Here is a 22,808-nt window from a genome sequence, read left to right as displayed (position 1 = left end):
GGGACTCGCATGAAGCCAAGCCAGCCGCTGCTCTGGGTCTTTCTCCTGCCCACCCTGGTAGTGCTGGTCCCGGCACTGCTGTTCGGCTTCGGTGCGGTGCAGTTGCTCAAGGAGCGTGTGGGCCATAATCATACCAACCAGCTGGCAGACCTGGCCGCCCTGCAGCAGACCGCCGACTACGAGCAGAACCTGGGCGAACTGCACAAGAACGTGGTGGAGATGTTGCAGCAGGCCGACCGTGGCGAGCTCTCACCGCTTACCAGCTACCGCCTGCATTCGGATTTCGTCAATGAACTTGCCGCGCTTGGTGAACAGGTGCAGGCACTGACCGAAACGCCGCTGATGATCGACCTGAATCACGGCAGTGCCAACCAATTGATCGAGGCGTTCCACGCTTACCGTCGCTTTATCATCATGGCCAGCGATATTGCCACGATCGATCCCTCTACCGCCCGGCAATATCTGGACGAAGCGCAGCAGGAATTTCTGCGCTTCGCGATACTGACGGGGCACCTGTCATCCAAGCTGTCACAACGGACCAGCGATCGCACCGACAACTCCTATCAGGCAATCCTTGGGCACTTGCACACGGTGATGCTGTTTGGCGGGGTGACCCTGCTGTTGATGCTGCTGGCGGCCTTCTACTCCGCTCGGGCTCTCAATCGCCACCTGCTGGCCATCGGCGAAGCGTTGCTCAGCCTTTCACGCCTGCGCCGAGAGGTTCCCGAGCTGCCACGCATACAGCGTCTGGCGGAGCGTGGCCGGGGGCAGTTGCGAAAGATTGCCCAAACGGTGCTTCGCCTGCGCGACAGCGAGGCGCGCCGCCTCGCCGCCGAGCGCAAGGCGCACCAGCTGACCCATTTCGATGGCCTGACGGAGCTGCCCAACTGGCACATGATGAGCGAGCATCTCGCCCACTCGCTCCAGCAGTGCCAGCGTACGGGGCAATACGGCGCGCTGATCTATCTGGACATCGACCTCTTTCAGCAGATCAACGACAGCTATGGCCACCGCACCGGAGACCGGCTGCTGCGCGAAGTCGCCCAGCGATTGGGCGCCTTTCAGCAACAGGGCTGTATCCCGGGGCGCCTGGGTGGCGACGAGTTTCTGCTTGTCATCGATTCACTGCCGGCACAGGCGGACACGGCAGCCAGTTGCGTCGAGGAACTGGCCGACCGGATTCGCCTGGCCGTCGCCGAGCCCTACTCCATCGACGGTATTCAGCATTTCCTCTCTGCCAGCCAGGGGGTCGCCATGTTTCATGGCGCCGACGAGGTGGAAACCCTGTTCAAGCTGGCCGATGCCGCCTGCCATCAGGCCAAGCTGGCCGGACGAGATACGATTCGCTTCCATGACGATGTCATCCAGGCCGTGATGCAGGCGCGCAACGAAACCAAGCGCGACCTGCGCCTGGCCCTGCAGCGCGGCGAGTTTCACCTGGTCTACCAGCTCCAGTACGACAAGGATCGTCGTGCCCTGGGAGCCGAAACACTGGTGCGCTGGCAACACCCCTCGCGAGGGATGATTTCACCGGCCGACTTCATTCCCCTGGCCGAAGAGAGCGGCCTGATCGTCCCGCTGGGGGACTGGATTCTCGAACAGGCATGTCGCCAGCTGGTGGCCTGGCAGAAGCACAGCGCCACGGCATACCTGAGCCTGGCCGTGAATGTCACCGCCCGCCAGTTCAAGGAAGCCGATTTCGTCGAGCGTATTCATCGGGTCATTACTGCCAGCGGCGCCGCCCCCCAGCGCCTGAAGCTGGAGCTGACGGAGAGCAGCCTGCTCGAAGACGTCGAGGCCGGCATCGACAAAATGCAGCGCTTGAAGGCCCTTGGCATCAGCTTCGCCATGGACGATTTCGGCACCGGCTACTCCTCCTTGCAGTACCTCAAGCGGCTGCCATTGGATCAGATCAAGATCGACCAGGGCTTTGTCCGCGACCTGTTGGCAAGTCACGACGACATGGCCATCGCCCGTACCATCATCGCCATGGGTATCGCACTCCAGCTCGAGGTAGTGGCCGAGGGCGTGGAAACCTCCCAGCAGCTGGAGTGGCTCACCCAGGAGGGCTGCCACGTTTTCCAGGGCTACTTCTTCTGCCAACCAGTGCCGGTCGAACAGCTCGAGAGGCTGCTTGAAGCGACGGAAGTGAACTGAACCCGGCGCCTTGTCGCCAGCGCTCCTCTCCATTCTGAAATCTTTTTCCATGTTGACCTAAGACCTTGGTCGACCCCCGCCTGTCCAAACGGTCAAATATTGTCTAGGCTGTCTCGTGTCGCGATTGACCAAATGGTCAGCATGACTGAAACCCTGGCTTTCAACTCCCTTTTCGCTCCATCCAACAGACCATTCACTCCAACAACAATTGGAATCATTGATATGGAACCAAGCTCCTCTTCCCTTGCCGACAAGAGCGCCGCCCGCCCCGACGGGCAAGCCTCAGGATCTGCCAACTGGCTGGACCACTATTTCGGTGTGACGCGGCGTGGCTCGTCACTGCGCACTGAATTCCTCGCCGGCATCGCCACCTTCCTGGCCGCCATGTACATCATCGTGGTCAACCCCGCGATTCTCAGCGACGCCGGTATTCCCTTCTCCGCCGCCCTCTCGGCCACGGTGCTGATCAGCTTCATGAGCAGCCTGGCAATGGGCCTGTATGCCCGTAACCCGATCCTGGTGGCGCCGGGCATGGGCATGAACGCCCTGTTCACCTATACCCTGGTGCAGGGCGCTGGCCTCTCCTGGGAAGTGGCACTGGGCTGCGTGTTCTGGTCCGGGGTGCTGTTCGCCACCCTGGCCATGTTCAACGTCCGCAAGGCGATCATCGAGGCCATTCCCCCCTCGCTGCGCTACGCGATCACCTGCGGCATCGGCCTGTTCATCACCTTTATCGGCTTCAAGAATGCAGGCTTCATCGTCGGCAGCGACGCCACGCTGGTATCGCTGGGCAACATGGATGCCAGCATGGTCACCTTCTTCATCGGCATGATGGCGACGGCGATCATGGTGATCCTGCGCTTCAACGGCGCGCTGATCCTGGGCATCGCCCTGACAACCCTGCTGGCATCGCCCATGGGCAGGCTTTGGGGCGGCGATGTGGTGGTGGAGTGGAGCGGCCTGGCGGCCTGGCCCGACTTCAGTGCGGTGATGCAGGTGGACATCTGGGGTGCCCTGAAAGTCGCCTACCTGCCGTTCATCTTCGTGATGCTGTTCACCAACTTCTTCGATGCCCTGTCGTGCTTCATGGCCCTCTCCGAGTCCGCCGATCTCAAGGACAAGGATGGCAACCCGCGCAACCTGAAGCGCTCCATGACCGTCGATGCCTTCGCCTCGATGATCGCGGCACCGCTGGGCACCAGCGCGGCCCAGACCTTCATCGAATCCGGTGCCGGCGTCGCCCAGGGCGGTCGCACCGGCCTCGTCGCGGTGACCATCGCCTTCCTGTTCCTGCCGTTCCTGTTCCTGTCGCCGCTGCTGTCGCTGGTGCCCGGCATCGCCACCGCACCGGCACTGGTGCTGGTGGGGCTCTTCATGCTGGCGCCGATCAGCAAGATCGAATGGGCGAAGTTCGACCAGGCCTTCCCCGCCTTCCTGGCCATCATCCTGATGCCGCTCACCTACTCGATCACCCTGGGTATCGCCTTCGGCTTCCTCAGCTTCGTGGTCATCAAGATTTTTACTGGCCGAATCACGGACATCAAGCCGGCCATGTGGGTTTCCGCCGCCCTCAGCGTGGTCATGCTGGTCACCACGCACTAGGCACTGCGGTTGCAACAACGCTTCAGTTCCCGATGCCGCCAGGGATGGCGGCAGTCTCGTTATCGGCGGTGAAGCATGGCATCGACGATTCGGAACACGATGAGGCCCGTCAGCACGGCGACAAAGATCAGCGGGAGCATGTAATCGGCCCGTGTCAGGATCCAGAAATGGGTCACGCCCAGCGCCGCAGACACGTAGATCAGACGATGCAACCAGTGCCAGGCACGATACCCCATGGCCGTTTGCACTCTGCGAAAGGAGGTCAGCGCCAAGGGCACCAATAGCGCCAGCGCGGCAACGCCGTAGCGAATATAGGGCAGTTCGATCATTTCCCGCCGTATCCAGGGCCAATCCCAGTACTGGTCCAGCCCCATCCAGGCCAGCATGTGGGCGACCAGCCAGAAGAAGGCCCACAGGCCGATCTGCCGCCGCGCCGCCATGAAGCCGACCCAGCCGGTGACGCGAAAGGCGGGGCTGAAGGCAATGGTAACCAGCAGCAGCGTCAGTCCCGTCTTGCCGGTAAAATGCACCACCGCCTCGCCGGGCACCGCCCCCAGGTCACCGAAGTACCACTGCCATGCCAGCCAGCCGGCTGGAGTGATACAGCCCGCCAGCACCAGCAGCCGAAAGGCAGTGATTGCGGTGCGTTGATTCACTCGTGCTCCCCGTCATCAGTAGTGCTGTTGCAGGTCCATGCCAGCATAGAGATGGGCCACCTCTTCGCCGTAGCCATTGAACATCAGCGTCTCGCGCCGGCCGCTCTCGCCGATGCGGCGTTCACGGGCCTGTGTCCAGCGCGGGTGATCGACCGTCGGATTGACGTTGGCATAGAAACCGTATTCGTCCGGATTGCGCTCCTCCCACGAACTGAGCGGCCTTTCCTCGACAAGGGCGATACGCACGACCGACTTGATGCTCTTGAAGCCATACTTCCAGGGCACCACCAGTCGGATCGGCGCCCCGCTCTGGTTCGGCATCACCTCGCCGTAGAGCCCCACGGCGAGCAGGGTTAGCGGATGCATCGCCTCGTCGATGCGCAGCACCTCCCGGTAGGGCCAGTCGATGATCGAGCGGCGCTGTCCGCGAAGGTTGTCGGGGTCGTGTATCGATTCGAAGACGACGTACTTCGCTCGTGACGTCGGGCCGTGGCGCTTGAGCAGGTCGGCCAGGGGAAACCCGACCCAGGGAATGACCTTGGACCAGGCCTCCACGCAGCGATGCCGGTAGATACGCTCTTCCAGCGTCTGCCCTGCCAGCACGTCCTCCAGGGCAAAGGTTCCCGCCTTGTCCACTTCTCCCTCGATGGTCAGCGACCAGGGGTCGGTTTCCAGCCGATGACCGTAGATCTCCGGATCCCGCTTGCCGGTGCCGAACTCGTAGAAATTGTTGTAGGTGGTGATGTCCTGGAATGACGTCGTTGACTCTCCACCCGCCAGTTCACTGCTGGGTAGATCCGTTGCCAGGCGTTCCTCCAACAGGCCCTGCCACGCCTGAGCCTCACGCGACCAGAGCAGGCCGGGGGCAACGGCGGCGGCACCCAGCGCCAGCCCGCCTCGCAGCAGGCGTCGCCGCGACTCGAACAGCTCACGCGGGGTCACCTCGGATTCGGGAATTCTCGGATAGCGATAGCGAGCCATGCCCTCTCCTGACGCGAAGCAAAATAAGGAAACCTATCGATGCCACTTGTACAGCACCTTATCCACCACTATCACCTCAAGTCGACGGAAACTTGACTTACCTCAAACACCCCCCTTATCCGAGCATTTCGGTTGGTTGATATGCATCAAGCCTCACGAATAAGCTTATTTCAGGATATAGGAGTCTGACCTGTATCGAGTGCCTACCAGGGAGATCACAATGGAATCTAAGAAAATTGTACAACCGGCTCGATTCGTCACTGCCGTGGCGCTGGGCGGTGCCCTTGCCTTCGGCGGCACTGCCCTGGCAGATGATGGTCTCGGCGACTACCGTGATCGCTTCGAGCCGCTGCCCCACTTCCCACCGATTCCCGCCCACAACTCTTTGACCCCCGAGAAGGTGGAGCTGGGCAACATGCTGTTCTTCGAGCCGCGCATCTCCTCCAGCGGCGTGATCAGCTGTGCCACCTGCCACAACCCGGCGCTGGGCTGGAGCGACCGTATCCCCCGCGCTACCGGCCACGATGGGCAGATCGGCGAGCGCAATACGCCGACGGTGCTGAACTCCGGCTTCCTCGGCGCCCAGTTCTGGGATGGCCGCGAACCGGACCTGGAAGGTCAGGCACTGGGCCCCATCGAGGCCGATATCGAGATGGCCATGGACCTGGACATGGCGCTGGAGCGCCTGGAAGAGTTCGAGCTTTATCAGAAGAAGTTCGCCGAAGCCTATCCGGGCGACGAGAACCCGATAAACGCGGATAACCTGGCCATGGCCCTGGCAAGCTTCCAGCGCACGCTGAATACGCCGAACTCACCCTTCGACCGCTATCTTCACGGTGACATGGAAGCCCTGAACCAGCAGGAAAAGGATGGCATGGTGGCCTTCGTCGAGAACGGCTGCGTGGCCTGCCACAGCGGCCCGGCACTGACCGACAGCAACTTCCATCGCATCCAGGTACCCGGCTCTACCGACGTGGGCCGCTATGAGGTCACCGGCGACGACAATGACATGTATCGCTTCCGTACTCCGACCCTGCGCAACGTCGGCGTCACCTATCCGTACATGAACAACGGTGCCACCGAGACCCTCGAGGAGGCTGTTGCCATCATGGGCAGCGAGATGCTCGGCCGTGAGTTCGATGAAACCACCATTGCCGATATCACCGCCTTCCTTCACACCTTGACCGGCGAGATGCCCGATTTCGAGGTGCCGGCCCTGCCGTAACGCCACGACGTATCTGACCTACTGGCTCCCGGCGAAATCCGGGAGCTTTTTTATGCGCTAATCAAGCGCTCTCAGCCAGCTTCCGGTGCAGATCGAGGCGACGAGCATCGCTCATGAAGGCCGCTTCGATGGCGGTACCGGCCAACTGCACGAAGGTCTCCCGGGACCAGTCGAATGCCTGATAACAGGCCAGGTAATTGTCGAGCACCCCGCCGCCGAAATAGGCCGGGTCGTCGGAGTTGATGGTCAGCCTCAGGCCCGCATCCAGCAGCTGGGGTAGCGGGTGATCCGCCATGCGCTCGACGACCTTGAGCTTGACGTTGGAGAGCGGACAGACGGTGAGCACCACCGCCTCGTCGCGCAGCCGCGTGACGAGGTCAGGGTCTTCCAGGCAGCGCACGCCATGATCGATGCGGCAGACGTCCAGCAGGTCCAGCGCTTCACGGATGTACTCCGGCGGCCCCTCCTCGCCGGCATGGGCGACCCTGGGAATGCCGAGCATACGGGCACGCTGGAACACCTCGACGAACTTGGAAGGGGGGTGTCCCCGCTCGGCGCTGTCGAGCCCCACGGCATCGATCATTTCCCAGTAGGGCGCCGCGCTTTCCAGCACTTTCATGGCCTCTTCGGCCGATCTGTCACGCAGGAAGGCCATGATCAGCGCCGTGGACATGCCCAGCTCCCGTTCGGCATGCCGCTGGGCCAGATTCAACCCCTCCATCACGACATCGAGCTCGATGCCCCGAACCAGGTGGGCCTGGGGGTCGAAGTGCATTTCCACGTGTACCACCCCTTCGTCATGGGCACGGCGGAAATAGTCCATGGCCAGGTCATGGAAGTCTTCAGCGGTCCTCAGCACGCTCATGCCCTGGTAATAGAGCTCGAGAAAGGCGGGCAGGTCGTCGAACTCGTAGGCTGCGCGCACCGCCTCTACCGACGCGTAGGGCAAGTCAATGCCGTTTCGCTCGGCCAGGGCAAACATCAGCTCCGGCTCCAGCGAGCCCTCGATATGCAGATGGAGTTCGGCCTTTGGCAGCCGCTGAAGGAAGTCACGCATTGCTCACCTCGTCGCCAGTTTCTCCTTATCCTGATGGAAACCCGTGCGTTGCGCAATCGGTCAACCGCCCTTGATAAAGTCGCTCATGACGGGTGATACCCGGCGGTTCGAAGGGACCTCCTTCGAGCTGATGCACCAGATAGAGGACGGTGCGACCGGCAAGCCATTCATCGAGGCGCAGCGAGAGACTTGCCGCCAGTTCGGCGTCCAGACCGGCAAAGGGTTCATCGAGGATAACCAACCCAGGATCTCGCAGCCATAGCCGTGCCAGGGCAAGGCGGCGCGCCTCTCCGCCCGAGAGCTGACGCCCCCCCTCGCCCACCCGGGTCGCCAGGCCACCCGGTAGCGACTTGGCCCAATCCGCGAGCTCCACCCAGGCCAGTGCCCGCCAGAGGTCAGCGTCATCCGCATCGGGAGCGGCCAGGTACAGGTTGTGCGCAAGGCTGTCCTGAAAGAGGTCGACGCGCTGCCCCAGGATGGCCACTCGCTCGCGCAGTGAACTCGCGTCAATGGCGGATAGTGGCACCCCGCCCAGCCAGACCCCGCCAGCTGTCGGTGGCAGCTGGCGCGTCAGCAGCGCCGCCACGCTGGACTTGCCGGCGCCGGAAGCACCCGTCAGGGCAAGCCGTTCGCCACCGGAGAGTTCCAGATCGACGTGCTCCAGAGCCGGCAGCAGCGCGTCGGGATAGCGCAGGGTCACCCCGCGCAGGGCAACCGACAGCGGCCCTGCCGGCAGGGCCACGTTATCCGGCTGGGTGCCCTCACTACCGGATGCCACCAGCTCATTGAGCCGCTGGGCCGCGGCGCGGGTCGCCCCCAGGTGGGTGAAGGCGACCGGCAGCAGCGCCAGCGCTTCGCCGGTCGCCAGCACCGCCAGCGGCAGCATGACCATCACGGCCCCGCTGATAGTGCCCTGCTCCCAGGCCAGCGCGGCCAGCCACAGCGCCGCCAGCATGGCGAGTCCAACCATCAGATTGACCAGTGACGTGCCGAGGCCGGATAGCCGCCCCAGCGTTCGCTGGACCTGCTGCAGCTGTATCTCACGCTGCTGCAGGAGTTGGCGGTGGGCATCGCGGGCGCCGTAGGCCTCCAGCTCTGCCTGGCCCTGAAGGTGCTCGATGGCCTGGCTACGCAGGCGCTGCAGGTGGCTGACCTGACTGTGGCTCGGGGCCATTCCGAGCCAGGCCTGGCCGGCGGTGAGCCAGAGCCAGGCAAACAGCAGCAGCGCCGCCACCGCCAGTCCTGCCACGGGCACCCATAGTGCCAGAAAAGCCGACAGCAGCAGGATCGCAAGGAGCGCCACGACGGGCGGCGCAAGCAAACGCAGGTAGAGGCTATCCAGGGTATCGATATCGGCGGTAAGGCGGTTGAGCCAGTCGCTGGCTCGACGGCGAGCCAGCGTTCGCTCGTCAAGACCCGACATCACCCCAAAGAGCGTGCCACGCAGGTCGGCCAGCAGCCGCAGTACCGTATCATGGTTGTAGAGTCGTTCGACGTAGCGGGCCACGGTCCGGGTCACTGCGAAGGTACGTATCCCCCCGCCGGGCACATGCACATCGAGGCTCGCCGCGAGCCCTGCCGCCAGTGCCATGCCGGTCAGGGCGCTGGCGGTAATGAACCAGCCCGAGAGGGCCAGCAGGCCGATGGCAGAGGCCACGGTGAGGGCCAGCAGCGCAGCCCCGGTTACCAGCCGGCCACGCCGACGCGCCAGCAGGCGCAGCCAGGGGCGAAGGGTCGTCAGCAACGAGTCGTTACGCATTGTCGCCCCTCTCGTCGCCCCGGGACAGTGCAATGCGCCGTGTTGCCAACGCCATCAATGCCGGATGATGAGTGGCAATGACCAGGGTACGGCCAGCTGCGGCAAGCTCCCGCAACGATTCGATGACCTTGGCTTCACTCCCCTCATCCAGGCTCGCCGTCGGCTCATCCAGCAGCACCAGCGGCGCATCGGAGAGAAACACCCGCGCCAGCGCGAGCCGCTGCGCCTGGCCGCCGGAGAGCCCGGAGCCCCGCTCGCCCAAGGACGTCGCCAGGCCGTCGGGCAACGCGTCCACCACCTCGGCCAGGCCGGCGTGACGCAGGGCCTGGTGCAATTCGGCGTCACTCGCCACGGGGGCGGCCAGACGCAGATTGTCGGCCAGGCTGCCATGAATCAGCAGTGGCCGCTGGTCCATCCAGGCGAAACTCAGCCCATCCATGACGCGCCTCTCGCCCTGGTCCGGGGCTACGAACCCCGCCAGCAGCTGCAGCAGGGCCGACTTGCCGACCCCGGATGGCCCCGTTATCGCCAGGATCTCACCTCGTTGCACGGTCAGGTCCACCGGCCCGAGCACACGACCACGCCCCGGGTGATGCAGGGTGACATTGGCGAGCGATACGAGCTGGTCGGTTTCCCGGACCGGCATGGGCTCCCTGAGTCGCTGATCCGACGCGGGTTCGGACAGCAGCGCCACCATGCCGTCTGCCACGCCCAGGGCAGCGGCACGATCATGATAGTGCTGGGCCAGGCTGCGCAGGGGCTGGAAGAACTCCGGCGCCAGCAGCAGCACCAGCAGCCCGGTGAACAGCGTCAGCTGCGGCGACGGACCATAGTCGATGTAACCCAGCAGCCCGAAGCCGACATAGATCGCGACCACGGCGATGGCCACCGAAGCGAAGAACTCCAGCACCGCCGAGGAGAGAAAGGCGAGCCGCAGGGTGCGCATGCTCAGCCGGCGGTAGTCGTCGGCGGCCCGCTCCACCTCCCGTGTTGCCGCTTCGGTGCGGTGGAAGAGCTGAAGCGTGCCGATTCCCCGCACCCGGTCGAGAAAGTGGCCGGCCAATCGGCTTACCGCGGCAAACTGCGCCTGGTTGAGTCGCTCCGCCCCGATCCCCACCAACGCCATGAACAGGGGTATCAGGGGAGCCGCCAGCAGCAGGAAGAGTGCGGCCAGCCAGTCAAGCCACAGCACGACGGCCAGGATCATCAGGGGAAGCGCAACGGCCAGCCGTAGCTGTGGCAGGAAGCGGGCGAAATAGCCGTCAAGCGCCTCCACCTGCTCCACCATCTGGCTGGCCAGCCCTGCCGTATGGCGAGCGCCGGCACGCACCGGCCCCAGCGCCGCGAGGTGATCGAGCAACTCGCCACGCACCGCCCGGCGAATGCGCAGGCTGGCTTCCTGCCCCGCCAGTTCCTGGCCCCATTGGGCCAAGGCACGGGCCGGCAGAACCATAGCCAGGGCCAGAAAGGTGCCACCGAGAGACGCGACGCTGGCACCGTCCACGAGCAGGCGACTGACGATCAAGGCCAGCAGCAGCATCTGCACGATAGTCAGGGCGCCGACGACGAAGCCGGCCAGTGCCGCAAGCGTCAGCCAGCCCCGCTGGCCGGCGGCATGGGCCGCCAGCCAGCGGCGAGGCGTCAGGTCAGGGTCCAGGCGCTCCCCCATCGACTCAGTGATACCCTTCGCCGACCCTGACCTTGCCGCGGAAGACCCAGTAGGACCAGAACGTATAGCCCAGCACGAAGGGCAGCACGAAGAGTACCCCGATCAGCAGGAACAGCTGCGACTCGGGCGCCGAAGCGGCGTCCCAGATGGTGTAGTCCGGCGGCACGATCATCGGCCACTTGCTGACGACCAGCCCCAGGTAGGTAAACAGGAACATGCCCAGCGTGGCCATGAAGGGCATCAGTTCCCGGCGACGCTTCACCGACCAATACACGGCGAACATGCATAACAGGGTCAGTGCGGGCAGCACCCAGATGATGCCGATGATGCCGAACCAGCGATCCCAGACCAGTGGGTTCACCAGCGGCGTCCAGATGCTGATGATGGCGAAGATCACCAGCACCGCCACCAGCAGCGGTGGCGTCAGCTTGTAGGCCCAGGCCTGGATGTAGCCCTCCGACTTGAGGATCAACCAGGTGGTACCCAGCAGCGCATAGCCGATCATGATGCCGATGCCGGTCAGTATCGAAAAAGGGGTGAGCCAGTCGAAGGCGCCCCCCACGAAGACGCCGTTCTGGGTCTCGAATCCCTGGATATACTTGCCGACCACAGCGCCCTGGGCAAAGGCGGCGATGGCCGACCCCCAGCTGAACGCCCGATTCCACATCCGCCGGTTGCGACGATCGCGACGGGACTTGAAGCGCAGCTCGAAGGCCACGCCGCGAAACACCAGCCCCGCCAGCATCAGGAACACGCCGATGTAGAGCGCCGGCAGGAACACGGAATAGACCAGTGGAAAAGCAGCGAGCAGTCCAGCCCCGCCGAGGACCAGCCAGGTTTCGTTGCCATCCCACACAGGGGCAACCGAATTCATCATCACGTCGCGAGCATCCTCGTCCGGCGCAAAGGGGAAAAGGATGCCAAGCCCCAGGTCGAAGCCGTCCATGAGCACGTACATCATGATGCCGAAGCCGATGATGAGCGCCCAGATCAATGACAAGTCGAACATTTCCATGTCTCAGCCCTCCGCCTTGGTGGGGTCGTCGTCGAAGGGGGTGCTGGTAGCCGACCAGGGTCGCTTGGGCGTCTCGAAGTCGTCGACCAGCTTTTCTTCCTCCTTTTGCTGCATGCCGTAGCGGATGACCCGCGTGAGGTAGTAGGTGCCGGCATAAAAGATCACACCATAGACCGCGACATAGCCAAGCAGCGTGAACAGCGCCATGCCCCCGGTCAGCGAGGGCGTGACCCCTTCCGCATGGGTCATCATCCCGTAGACCAGCCAGGGGGCTCGGCCGGATTCAGTGGTAACCCAGCCGGCAAGCACCGCGATGAAGGGCGTCACCGACATCAGCCGGAGCGTCTGCAGGAAGCGGCGAGAGTGGTAGATACGCCCGCCTCGACGCAGATAGAGACCGACCAGGGAAACCGCGATCATCAGGAAACCGAGGCCGACCATCAGCCTGAACGTCCAGAACACCAGTGCAACCGGCGGCTGCTCCTCGGGCGGTGCCTCGAGGATTCCCGGCACTTCACCATGCAGCTCGTGGGTCAGTATCAGGCTTGCTGCATAGGGAATGCCGATCTCGAAGCGGTTCTGCTGGGCCGCCTGATCCGGCCAGGCAAACAGCAGGAACGGCGCGCCCTCCCTGGTTTCCCAGTTACCCTCCATGGCCGCCAGCTTGGTGGGCTGATACTCGAGGGTATTGAGACCGTGGAGGTCGCCCACCAACGCCTGGGTCGGGGTCAGCACCAGCAGCATCCACAGGCACATGGAGAGCGCCTTGCGGTTGGCTTCCACGTCGCGGCCGATCAGCAGGTACCAGGCGCTGACCCCGGCCACTACGAAGCCACCGGTAATGAACGATGCCATGGCCATATGGGCGAGACGATACGGAAACGAAGGGTTGAATATCGCCTCGGTCCAGGAGGTGACGCGAAAGACACCGTTGATGACCTCGACCCCGGCCGGCGTATGCATCCAGCTGTTGGCGGAGAGGATCCAGAAGGTGGAGATGAAGGTACCGATCGCCACCATGATGGCAGCAAACAGATGCACTCCCTGGGGCACTCGTCCGCGTCCGAACAGCAGCACACCGAGGAATGCCGCCTCAAGAAAGAAAGCGGTCACTACCTCATAGCTCAGCAAAGGACCCATGAAGTTGGCGGTGGACTGGGAAAAGTTGCTCCAGTTGGTGCCGAACTGGAAGGACATGACGATGCCCGACACCACCCCCATGCCGAACGCCACGGCAAAGACCTTGGTCCAGAGCTGGGCCAGGCGGTCCCAGGCCGGGTTGGCTGTCTTGTAGAACAGCGCATGAAGCACGGCAATGTAGGATGCCAGGCCAATGGTGAAGACCGGGAAGATGGCGTGAAAGGAGACCACGAAAGCGAACTGCAATCGCGACAGCAACAGGGGATCTAGTTCCATGACGTAATGCCTCTTGGCTGCGAAGAGTTCACGTCTCAAGGGATGCGGATGCACTCCGTGTGCTTTTGTGCCTCCGGCAAGGCCATCCTGGCCTGCCGTGACGCATTCCACCTCGACACTCTGATGAGACTAGCAGCCTTGCTGGAGTGGTGCCGACCTCAAGCGCAGTCCCCACCAGCGGCTGCCCGGCCTCTCGAAAGGTCTGACAACGAAGCTGAACAGTAACTGTTATGACTCCGCTTTTCCTGTGTCTCGTTGTCGCAGCACTTCCCGGCTCCATATCGCGCGCTCAAGCAACGCCAAGCACTACCAGCCGTATCATGAAGAGCATGTAGCCGAGGAACAGGATCAGCAGCACCGCGCCTTCGAGACGATTGATGCGCCCCGGCCGCCCTCTCCAGCCCATGGCGAAGATCACCAGCAGCGCCGTCATGACTGCCATCAGGCTCCAGTCTCGCAGCAGCACCTCGCTGCCGACCTCGATGGGTCGGATCACCGCGGCGAGCCCGACGACGCCCAGCGTATTGAAGAGGTTCGAGCCGACCACGTTGCCCAGCACCAGGTCGTGCTCACCCCGGCGCAATGCGCTGACCGAGGCGGCCAGCTCGGGCAGCGATGTACCCACCGCCACCACGGTGAGCCCGATGATCAGGTCGCTGACGCCAAAGCCCTGGGCGATGGCAACCGCCCCCCACACCAGGATGCGTGAGCTCAGGATCAGTAGCAGCAGGCCCACCAGGGTCCAGACCAGCCCCGCCTTGAGCGACATGGGCTTGACCGCCAGGCTCTCCTCGGTCTCTGCCGCCAGGGCGTCCGGCCCCGCTTGCCGGGCCTGCAGGATGCTGAACAGGATGAACGCGGCCAGCAGTGCCAGTAGCAGACTGCCCTCCATGCGCCCGATCACCCCGCCCCACATCAAGAGGGCCGACAGCAGCGTCACCCCACCCAGCAGCGGAAGCTCCCGGCGAATCACCCCGGAATGCACCGACAGCGGCGACGCCAGTGCCACCAGCCCGAGAATCAGGCCGATGTTGGCGATGTTGGAGCCGTAGGCATTGCCCAGCGCCAGCCCGGGATTGCCTTGCCCCGCCGCCAGTGCCGATACCATCAGCTCCGGTGCCGATGTCCCGAAGCCAAGCACCAGCATGCCGATCAGCAGTGGTGAGACACCCAGGCGACGGGATGTGGCTGCTGCCCCTTCGACGAAGCGCTCGGCGCTCCAGACCAGCAGAACGAGACCGCCAATGACGGCGAGAACAGGTAACAACATTCCATTTCCTCGGGAACATTCAGTGCCGAATGTTTGTATATGGTATGCATGGCGTCAACATGTCACACTTTCGTTTGATGCCCATGGTCATGTTGCCATAAGGCGCATTGCCGAACGGCAGTGGCGCCCGATTTCTTCCCGTCTCAGGTAAACAGTTCAGGTAAACAACGCCGGTGCCCAGGCAACCCCTACGAACGTTCCGAACTCCTGGTTTCCCACGGGGCGAGCCCCTGGTGGACCAGTACCCGCCGGAGGCGCGCACCTCGCGGCGGCGCCTGCGCGCCTGCCACGAGTGCGACTGGCTGGTCGCACTACCGCCCCTGCGTGGCGGACAGAAGGCCGACTGCCCTCGATGTGGGCATACGCTAGCCAAGCGCCACCATCGACCGGCACAACGCAGCATGGCCCTGGCCATATCGGCGCTTGTCGCGCTGATGCTGGCGGCCTCCTTTCCGTTCGTCAGCTTCAGCGTAGGCGGCATCGGCAACAACATTGAACTATCCCAGACCGCCACGACGCTTATCGGCTTCCATCAGCCGCTCGTTGCCATCGCCGTGATCCTGACCATCCTGGTCCTGCCCGCCGTCTACCTGCTGGGGGTGATCTGGCTGCAGTTCGGCCTGCTGCGTGGCGAGCCGTTGCCGTCAAGCCGTACTATCGCCCGCTCGCTCTCCCACCTCCATCCATGGATGATGGCGGACGTCTTCATCATCGGCGCGCTGGTCAGCCTGATCAAGGTCGCCGGCATGGCGCAAATCGAGCTCGGCGTCTCCTTCTGGGCCTTCTGCGCCTTCGCCATTCTGCTGCTGTCGACCACGCAATCCCTCGATTCGGACTGGATGTGGTTCTCGCTCAGCGGTGAACCCCTGGCGCCGGAAGGGGCTCGCTCGGGACAGACCGCGGCCCCCCAGGGCTTGACCGGCTGCCCCACCTGCGGCCTGGTCAACCGACTCTCGCCGCAAGGAAAAACGCATTGTCGACGCTGCGATGAACGGCTGCACACCCGCATGCCGCATAGCCTGCAACGAACCTGGGCCCTGCTGGCCGCCGCCACGGTAATGTACGTGCCGGCCAACCTCTATCCGATCATGACCACCACCAGCCTGGGGCATACTACGCCGTCGACCATCATTGGCGGTGTCGTGGAGTTGATCCAGATGGGTTCATGGCCGGTGGCAGCGGTCATCTTCACCGCCAGCGTGATTGTCCCGGTGGGCAAGCTGGTGGCGCTGGCCTGGCTCTGTCTGGTCGTCAAGCGCAGCGACGAACTCAACGCCGGCACGCGAACGCGGCTCTATCGCCTCACCGAGTTCATCGGCCGGTGGTCCATGGTCGACGTCTTCGTGGTGGCCATCCTCGTCGCCCTGATCCGCGCCGGGTCGCTGATGTCCATCACTCCGGGTCCCGCCGCCCTGGCCTTCGGCAGTGTCGTGGTACTCACCATGCTGGCCGCCATGACCTTCGACCCACGCCTGATCTGGGACACGCCACCGCCGCGTGATACCCGCGACCCGCAAGGAATCTCTGAATGAGCGAGACACCCCGCGAACATGATGCCCGGGATATGAACCGGGCAAAGCCCTCGCCCCAGGCTCGCCTGTCGCCGATCTGGATCGTACCCATCGTTGCCATCGTCATCGGCCTGTGGCTGGTGTACGACAACTATCGCAGTCGTGGCCCGTTGATCACCTTGACCATGTCCAACGCCGAAGGCATCGAGGCCGGCAGCACCCTGATCAAGACCCGCAACGTCGAGGTGGGGCGCGTCGAACGGGTACAGCTTTCCGACGACCTTACCCATACCGTGATCTCCGCACGCATGGCCCCGGACTCCGACGCCATGCTGACCGAGGGCAGTCGTTTCTGGGTGGTCAAGCCGCGTATCGGCCGCGAAGGCATCAGCGGCCTGGGCACCGTACTCTCCGGGGCATTCATCCAGCTGCAGCCCGGCAGGGGCGAGCCGGGCGTCAGGGAGTTTGCGGTGAGCGACCAGCCTCCGGTGGCCCCGGCGGATGCCGCCGGCGTTCGCGTCAACCTGATCAGCCAGCTGGGCAACTCGCTTCGATCCGGCGACCCAGTGACTTTCCAGGGTTATACGGTGGGACGCGTGGAGGAGGTCAACTTCGATGCCGAGGCCCGCCGCATGGATCAGCGTATCTTCATCGAGAGCCCTTACGACCGGCTGGTCACCGACACGACCCGATTCTGGTCCGCCAGCGGGGTCGACCTGCGCCTGGACGCCGACGGCATCCGCGTCAACGTCGAGTCTCTGGAAGCGCTGCTGGGCGGTGGGGTGACCTTCGGCGTCCCGGAGGACCTGCCGCGTGGCAATCCGGTGGCGGACGATACCACCTTCAACCTCTACCCCGATGAGGACAGCGCTCGCCAGGGCACCTTCAACCGCTATCTGGAGTATGTGCTGCTGGTGGAGGACACCGTTCGCGGCCTGTCCCGGGGGGCGCCGGTGGAGTTTCGCGGGGTGCGCATCGGCACGGTGGCTGCGGTGCCGTGGCAGTTTACCGCCTCCCAGCCGGCGAACCGCGATGGCTTCTCGATTCCGGTCCTGATTCGCATCGAGCCCCAGCGCCTGGGCGTGGACAACCAGGCAGTGGATCTCGAGGAGTGGGAGCAGCGCTTCCGGCGTCTCTTCGATAACGGCCTGCGCGCCTCGCTCAAGTCAGGCAACCTGCTCACCGGAGCGATGTTCGTGGATATCAACTTCCATCGTGACGAGGCCGGAAACTATGTGGCGGAAACCTTCAGCGACCGGGCTGTCTTCCCGATCACCTCGGCGGGCTTTGCCCACATCGAGTCCCAGGTGACCAGCCTGCTGACCAAGCTGAATAACCTGGAAGTTGAGCCGCTGCTCGCCGGCCTGGACCGCAACCTGGCCACATCGGAGGCCATGCTCACCGAAGTGCGCGAACTTAGCACCTCATTACAGGCCCTGCTCGACGACCCCGGCACCCGAAGTCTACCGAGCAACCTCAACGCCACGCTGGTGGCGCTGCAGGAGACGCTGGAGGGCATATCCCCGGACTCCAATGCCTATCGCGAGCTGACCGGCGCCGCCGAACGCCTCGAGCGGATGATGCGCGACCTACAGCCCGTCACCCGCACGCTCAATGAGAATCCGCGGGCGCTGCTGTTTGACAGCCTGGATACCGACGACCCGCAACCCCGCGCCCCGCGACGCAACTGAAATGATCAGGGAGCCTGGAATGAGTTTCATGACATCGAGACCTTCGCAACGAGGCCGTACATGAGGAGATTGCCTGTCCTTTTTACCCTGGCCGTGCTGCTCGGCCTGACCGGCTGTGCCACTACCAGCGTGCCCGCCAATCGCTTCATGCTGCCCGACAGCCAAGCCGTTCCGTCGGGCGGACCCGGTGCCGACCATGTGCTGCTGGTGCGCGCACCTCGTCTGGCGCACTACCTGGACGTGGATGGCATCGTGCTGCAGCTCGACGACATCAGCCTGAATGCGGCTCGCCAGCACCTTTGGGCCGAACCGCTGGGGCGTCAGCTCGAACGGGGCATGCGAGCCCGCCTTGCCGAGCGCCTGGGCGACACCCGTGTCCTGCGCGATGAAGGCAGTCAGAGGGGCCCCGATGCGTTGTTCCTGCGGCTGGAGGTCGACAGTTTCCAGGGCCGCTACGACGGCCTCGCGGTAGCCAGCGGCCAGTGGCAGCTGCTGGCAGCGGATGGAACCCTGGTGGCCATGGAGAACTTCCACGCAGAGACGGAGCTCGATGATGACGGCTACCCCGCCCTGGTGAGGGCCCTGGGTAGAAGCTGGGATCAGGTGGCCGACCAGGTGGCCGCAACCGTACGTCGCCACCGATGAGGCGATCAGTACGCTACGCTAGTAGCGTACGACAACCACAGGTTCGAACAGGGACAGTGTCATGAACGATATGGTGCAACAGGAAACCACCCTTACACGGGACGATGCGCTGTCGCTGCAGGCGCAGGCGCGCGAGTTCGAGTCGAGCCTGCTCGCAGCAATGGATGCCGAACCGGCAACGGCGATACCCTCGCTGCAGACGGCCAGTCAGGCATTGACGGAGCTGCGGGAGCGCCTGCGGCAACATCCGGACATCGAGCTGCCGATGCTGGAGCGCCTCGAGCGAAGCATGAACCGGCTGGCCGGCGAGCTCTATGGTCGCGGCGCCTGTGATCACCTGGACCAGCAGGCAGAGCAGGCCTTCATCGATCGCTTCGCCCAGCGGCTTACCCTAGTCGACGGGATCGGCCCCGTCAGTGCCAGGGTGCTATTCGCTCATGGGATCTGCGACCTGGAACAGTTGAAGGCACTCAAGCCGGAAGCGCTCGACAACATCAAGAGCCTCAATGCCGCCACTCGGGCACGGCTCAAGCAGAAGCTCACATAATCTTGGGCCTGGAAGGCAGTGCCGGATACCATCTGTCGAGAAAACAACGCAGTGGCATCGGAACAAGCTGCGCTACCGCCAACGCTGTGGCATAATACGCCTTCGCGGCAACCTGTAGTCCCTCCTGCCGCGCCCTGAACCGAATTTTTCACGCCTTGGCCCGGGACTGGTCATGTGCAAGACGCACATGGCATGGCGGAGGCGTATCTGCGGAGACCGCATGACCTTTTCCGAACTCGGCCTGCGTGCCGAACTGCTCCGTGCCGTCGAGGCACAGGGCTATACCATTCCGACCCCCATTCAGCGCCAGGCGATACCTGCCGTTCTCAATGGTGGCGACCTGCTGGCCAGCGCCCAGACCGGCACCGGCAAGACGGCCGGCTTCACCCTGCCGATGCTGCAACGCCTGGCGGAAGGGCCGCGACCCGGCAAGCGCCAGATTCGCGCCCTGATCCTGACCCCGACCCGTGAGCTGGCTGCCCAGGTGGGTGAAAGCGTGGCCGACTACGGTCGCCACCTCACCATGAAGAGCCATGTGATCTTCGGCGGCGTAGGTCAGCAGCCCCAGGTGGATGCCATCCGCCCCGGCCTCGACGTCCTGATCGCCACGCCCGGCCGTCTGCTCGACCTGCACCAGCAGAAGCACGTGGACCTCTCCCACGTCGAGATCCTGGTGCTGGACGAAGCCGATCGCATGCTGGATATGGGCTTCATCCACGACATCAAGAAGATCCTGCGCGTGCTGCCCGAGAAGCGCCAGAACCTGCTGTTCTCGGCCACCTTCTCCAACGAGATCCAGGCACTTGCCGGCAAGCTGCTCGACAACCCGGCCATGATCGAGGTCGCGCGTCGCAACACCACCGCCGAGACCGTCGACCAGTCGATCTATCGCGTCGACAGGGAGAAGAAGCGTGAGCTGCTGGCCCACCTGATCACCCGTCACAGCTGGAACCAGGTGCTGGTGTTCACCCGCACCAAGCATGGCGCCAACCGACTGGCCGAGCAGCTCTCCAAGCAGGACATCCCTGCCATGGCGATTCACGGCAACAAGAGCCAGTCGGCGCGTACCAAGGCCCTGGCCGCCTTCAAGACCGGCGACCTGCAGGTATTGGTGGCAACCGACATCGCGGCTCGCGGCCTCGATATCAACGAACTGCCCCACGTGGTCAATTTCGAACTGCCCAACGTTGCTGAAGACTACGTTCACCGTATCGGCCGCACCGGCCGAGCCGGCAGCGACGGCCAGGCCGTTTCACTGGTCTGCGTCGACGAACATGGTCTGCTCAAGGGCATCGAGCGGTTGATCAAGCGTGACCTGGCCAAGCATATCGAGCCCGGCTTCGAGCCCGACCCCAATGCCAAGCCCGAGCCAATCGAGAATGGACGCGGCGGACGCGGTGGCCGCTCCGGTGGACAGGGGCAGCGTGGCAACGGCAATCGCGGCAGCACCAACGGCAACCGCGGTGCCGCGTCGCGTGGCAGTGAAGGCAACCGAAGCGGTGACGACAACCGGGCACCACGCCGGCGTCGCAGCCGTGGTCAGGGCGCTCGCCAAGCCTGATCCGGCACATGGTAGACTGCTGCAAACTGTGCCAATGTAGGCAGCCCAATCTACTGTGCCGATAGATGAGGAAACAGGGATGAGCGCGTATCGGCGTGCCGCTGCGGAATTGCCCGACCAATGCTGAAGTGGCTGACCGGCAAGCAGCCCATTCCGGTCTGGGTCATCAAGCAGATCGACGACGGCCTGCTGCACCTTTGCGGGCAGGCCATTGTCGAGCCGCAAAAAAAACGCAGCGTCGTTCTCATGGAGCTACATGAGCGGCGTTACCAGGGCGCGGTCAACATGGCTAGCGGCGGACTTGTCCTCAACTCTCGTCTCTTTGCCGCCCTGGTACCCCTGGATGCGCTGGAGCTCGATGTCCAGGCCCAAGCACACTGGCAGGGGCGCACCTGGCTTGTCTCACAGGTCCCCCAGCGCTGCTGGACCTTCGAGGGCCCCTTGATCACACAGCGTCAACGACAGGACGACCGGGAGCTGCTGGTGAGCTGCGAGGATATTTCTGACATTCGTCGCCAGGTCAAGGCCAGCCTGGATCCCAGCGTGGTGACCTTCGGCTCCCCATCCAACGAGCATCCATTGATTGCACCCCGCGACGGGAAGCATACCGATGGATCGTACGACTCAAGGAAGCCACCCAAGGGCCGGGGATGGCGAGGCGATGACAACTGATACCAGGCGTCACACCTACCGCATACTTCTTTTCCTGATCCTGATGGTCCTGGTAGGACTCAACCTCAGGCCGGCACTCTCATCTCTCGCCCCCCTGCTGGTCAGGCTGCAGCTGGACACCGGCCTCTCTCCTCTGGCCATCGGCGCGCTCACCACCCTGCCCGTCCTCTGCCTGGGCATCTTCGCCCCCCTGGCCCCCTGGCTCGCCAAGCGGCTCGGACCCGAGAACACCCTGACACTGGCGCTCGCCGTTCTGATCGCCGGCCTGTTGCTACGCGGCCTCCCCGCCACACCGATGCTGTTCGCCGGCACCCTGCTGGTGGGGGCCGCCATCGGCGTGGCCGGCACACTGCTACCGGCCCTGGTCAAGCGCGAGATTCCCGTCGGCGCCGACCTGATGACCGGTGTCTACACCATGGCCCTGTGCCTGGGGGGTGCCCTCGGTGCCGGGTTGAGCATTCCACTGGCCGACCTGCTGGGTAGCTGGCGGCTCAGCCTGATCAGCTGGTCGCTGCTGGGCGTGACGGCCATGCTGGCCTGGATCACGCTCATGCCGCGTACCCCGACGGGCACACCGCTGCCCGGAGGCGGCGGCTCCCTGCGCCAGCTTCTCTCACAGCCGCTCGCCTGGCAGGTCATGCTCTACATGGGCACCCAGTCGTCGCTGGCGTACATCGTCTTTGGCTGGCTACCCACCCTGCTGCAGGCCCGTGGCTACGGGGAGTCAGAAGCGGGCTGGATGATGGGCGCCTCGGTCATGGTGCAGCTCATCTCGGCCCTGGGGGCGCCATGGCTGGCGCGCTTCAGCCGTGACCAGCGCCCCGCCCTGATGCTGGTGCTGGGCTGTGTCGGCGCCGGCCTCTGGCTGCTGCTGCTCGGTCCCACGAGCTGGCGCTGGGCCGGTGTCGTGCTGCTTGGCCTAGGCCAGGGCGGCTGCTTCAGCCTGGCATTGACGCTGATCGTGCTGCGCTCCGCCAACGCGCGCCTGGCTGGCAAGCTCTCCGGCCTGGCCCAGGGCGGCGGCTACACCCTGGCCGCCATGGGGCCACTAGCGGTCGGCGTCCTGCTGCAGTTCGACGTCAGCCTGACTATCGTCACCACCGCCCTGCTGCTGATCGTGGCCGTATCCGCCATCTTCGCCCTGCTGGCCGGGCGCAACCGCCGCCTGGACGTGGATGAAGCGGGCCAACTGGTGACACGTTAATCTTTCGCGCCTTGGCGGAGACCGCTACCACTGGCGGTAATTGCCAACCTCGGCAACTCCGCCGGGAGGCCTGCGGCCTCCAGTCGTGATCTGAAGATACTCCTACATTAGTAAATATCGACTGATAGGGGTCGGGAAGGCTTAGCCTCCCCGCCCTCCGAACCGTGCAT

The 22,808-nt window shown here is 64.1% G+C and carries 18 protein-coding genes; 10 read left to right on the top strand and 8 right to left on the bottom strand.

What is annotated here, in order from left to right; all coding sequences use genetic code 11:
- Window positions 1-9 precede the first annotated feature (9 nt).
- Together KZO25_RS13255 and KZO25_RS13250 are read left to right on the top strand one after the other, a co-directional pair.
- Window positions 10-2,157, top strand: coding sequence for a putative bifunctional diguanylate cyclase/phosphodiesterase (locus KZO25_RS13255; protein ID WP_223137329.1), 2,148 nt, complete (start codon window positions 10-12; stop codon window positions 2,155-2,157).
- A gap of 222 nt (window positions 2,158-2,379) precedes the next feature.
- Entirely contained in the window at window positions 2,380-3,759 is a 1,380-nt protein-coding gene (locus KZO25_RS13250; RefSeq protein ID WP_223137328.1) for an NCS2 family permease, read from the top strand.
- A gap of 59 nt (window positions 3,760-3,818) precedes the next feature.
- Here the strand turns inward: KZO25_RS13250 and KZO25_RS13245 are convergent, their stop codons facing one another.
- Window positions 3,819-4,415 (bottom strand): sulfite oxidase heme-binding subunit YedZ, encoded by a 597-nt coding sequence (locus KZO25_RS13245; protein WP_223137327.1) that lies wholly within the window; start codon window positions 4,413-4,415, stop codon window positions 3,819-3,821.
- 15 nt (window positions 4,416-4,430) lie between these two features.
- Window positions 4,431-5,396, bottom strand: coding sequence for a protein-methionine-sulfoxide reductase catalytic subunit MsrP (msrP, locus tag KZO25_RS13240; protein ID WP_223137326.1), 966 nt, complete (start codon window positions 5,394-5,396; stop codon window positions 4,431-4,433).
- 220 nt (window positions 5,397-5,616) lie between these two features.
- Here msrP and KZO25_RS13235 point away from each other — a divergent pair, with 220 nt between their 5' ends.
- The gene (locus KZO25_RS13235; RefSeq protein ID WP_066445961.1) at window positions 5,617-6,621 is read left to right on the top strand and encodes a cytochrome-c peroxidase; all 1,005 of its coding nucleotides are present in this window, start codon (window positions 5,617-5,619) and stop codon (window positions 6,619-6,621) included.
- 61 nt (window positions 6,622-6,682) lie between these two features.
- Here KZO25_RS13235 and KZO25_RS13230 read toward each other — a convergent pair whose 3' ends face one another.
- The 6 genes from KZO25_RS13230 to KZO25_RS13205 form a co-directional block, all read right to left on the bottom strand.
- The gene (locus KZO25_RS13230) at window positions 6,683-7,678 is read right to left on the bottom strand and encodes an adenosine deaminase (protein ID WP_066445959.1); all 996 of its coding nucleotides are present in this window, start codon (window positions 7,676-7,678) and stop codon (window positions 6,683-6,685) included.
- A 25-nt stretch (window positions 7,679-7,703) separates the two neighbouring features.
- Window positions 7,704-9,437, bottom strand: coding sequence for a thiol reductant ABC exporter subunit CydC (gene cydC, locus KZO25_RS13225; protein ID WP_223137325.1), 1,734 nt, complete (start codon window positions 9,435-9,437; stop codon window positions 7,704-7,706).
- Window positions 9,430-11,106 carry a thiol reductant ABC exporter subunit CydD gene (gene cydD / locus KZO25_RS13220; RefSeq protein ID WP_223137324.1) on the bottom strand — a complete coding sequence of 559 codons (1,677 nt, stop codon included), beginning with the start codon at window positions 11,104-11,106 and terminating at the stop codon, window positions 9,430-9,432. The genes cydC and cydD overlap by 8 nt, the downstream gene beginning before the upstream one ends.
- Window positions 11,107-11,110: 4 nt before the next feature.
- Window positions 11,111-12,121, bottom strand: a complete 1,011-nt coding sequence (gene cydB, locus KZO25_RS13215) for a cytochrome d ubiquinol oxidase subunit II (protein WP_223137323.1) — start codon at window positions 12,119-12,121, stop codon at window positions 11,111-11,113.
- A 3-nt stretch (window positions 12,122-12,124) separates the two neighbouring features.
- Entirely contained in the window at window positions 12,125-13,537 is a 1,413-nt protein-coding gene (locus KZO25_RS13210; protein WP_223137322.1) for a cytochrome ubiquinol oxidase subunit I, read from the bottom strand.
- Between the two features lie 289 nt (window positions 13,538-13,826).
- The gene (locus tag KZO25_RS13205) at window positions 13,827-14,807 is read right to left on the bottom strand and encodes a calcium/sodium antiporter (RefSeq protein WP_223137321.1); all 981 of its coding nucleotides are present in this window, start codon (window positions 14,805-14,807) and stop codon (window positions 13,827-13,829) included.
- Window positions 14,808-15,040: 233 nt separating this feature from the next.
- Here KZO25_RS13205 and KZO25_RS13200 point away from each other — a divergent pair, with 233 nt between their 5' ends.
- The 7 genes from KZO25_RS13200 to KZO25_RS13170 all read left to right on the top strand — a co-directional run bounded on the left by KZO25_RS13200 (window position 15,041) and on the right by KZO25_RS13170 (window position 22,638).
- Window positions 15,041-16,339 (top strand): paraquat-inducible protein A, encoded by a 1,299-nt coding sequence (locus KZO25_RS13200; RefSeq protein WP_316935704.1) that lies wholly within the window; start codon window positions 15,041-15,043, stop codon window positions 16,337-16,339.
- On the top strand, window positions 16,336-18,009 hold the full coding sequence (gene pqiB, locus KZO25_RS13195; protein WP_223137319.1) for an intermembrane transport protein PqiB: 1,674 nt from the start codon (window positions 16,336-16,338) through the stop codon (window positions 18,007-18,009). Before KZO25_RS13200 ends, pqiB begins: the two co-directional genes overlap by 4 nt.
- A 60-nt stretch (window positions 18,010-18,069) precedes the next feature.
- Window positions 18,070-18,654, top strand: a complete 585-nt coding sequence (locus KZO25_RS13190) for a membrane integrity-associated transporter subunit PqiC (protein ID WP_223137318.1) — start codon at window positions 18,070-18,072, stop codon at window positions 18,652-18,654.
- Window positions 18,655-18,715: 61 nt separating this feature from the next.
- Window positions 18,716-19,201, top strand: a complete 486-nt coding sequence (locus KZO25_RS13185; RefSeq protein WP_223137317.1) for a helix-hairpin-helix domain-containing protein — start codon at window positions 18,716-18,718, stop codon at window positions 19,199-19,201.
- Between the two features lie 220 nt (window positions 19,202-19,421).
- Window positions 19,422-20,762 (top strand): DEAD/DEAH box helicase, encoded by a 1,341-nt coding sequence (locus KZO25_RS13180; RefSeq protein WP_223137316.1) that lies wholly within the window; start codon window positions 19,422-19,424, stop codon window positions 20,760-20,762.
- Window positions 20,763-20,882: 120 nt separating this feature from the next.
- Window positions 20,883-21,434: a hypothetical protein gene (locus KZO25_RS13175; RefSeq protein WP_223137315.1), complete on the top strand. Its 552-nt coding sequence runs from the start codon at window positions 20,883-20,885 to the stop codon at window positions 21,432-21,434.
- Entirely contained in the window at window positions 21,424-22,638 is a 1,215-nt protein-coding gene (locus KZO25_RS13170; protein WP_223137314.1) for a CynX/NimT family MFS transporter, read from the top strand. Before KZO25_RS13175 ends, KZO25_RS13170 begins: the two co-directional genes overlap by 11 nt.
- The last annotated feature ends 170 nt before the right edge of the window (window positions 22,639-22,808 follow it).

The sequence above is a fragment of the Halomonas sp. ANAO-440 genome, from assembly GCF_019915905.1.
Classification (GTDB): domain Bacteria; phylum Pseudomonadota; class Gammaproteobacteria; order Pseudomonadales; family Halomonadaceae; genus Halomonas; species Halomonas chromatireducens.
The sequence above is the reverse complement of the archived record's forward strand: the minus strand, read 5'-3'. Positions and strand labels throughout refer to the sequence as shown.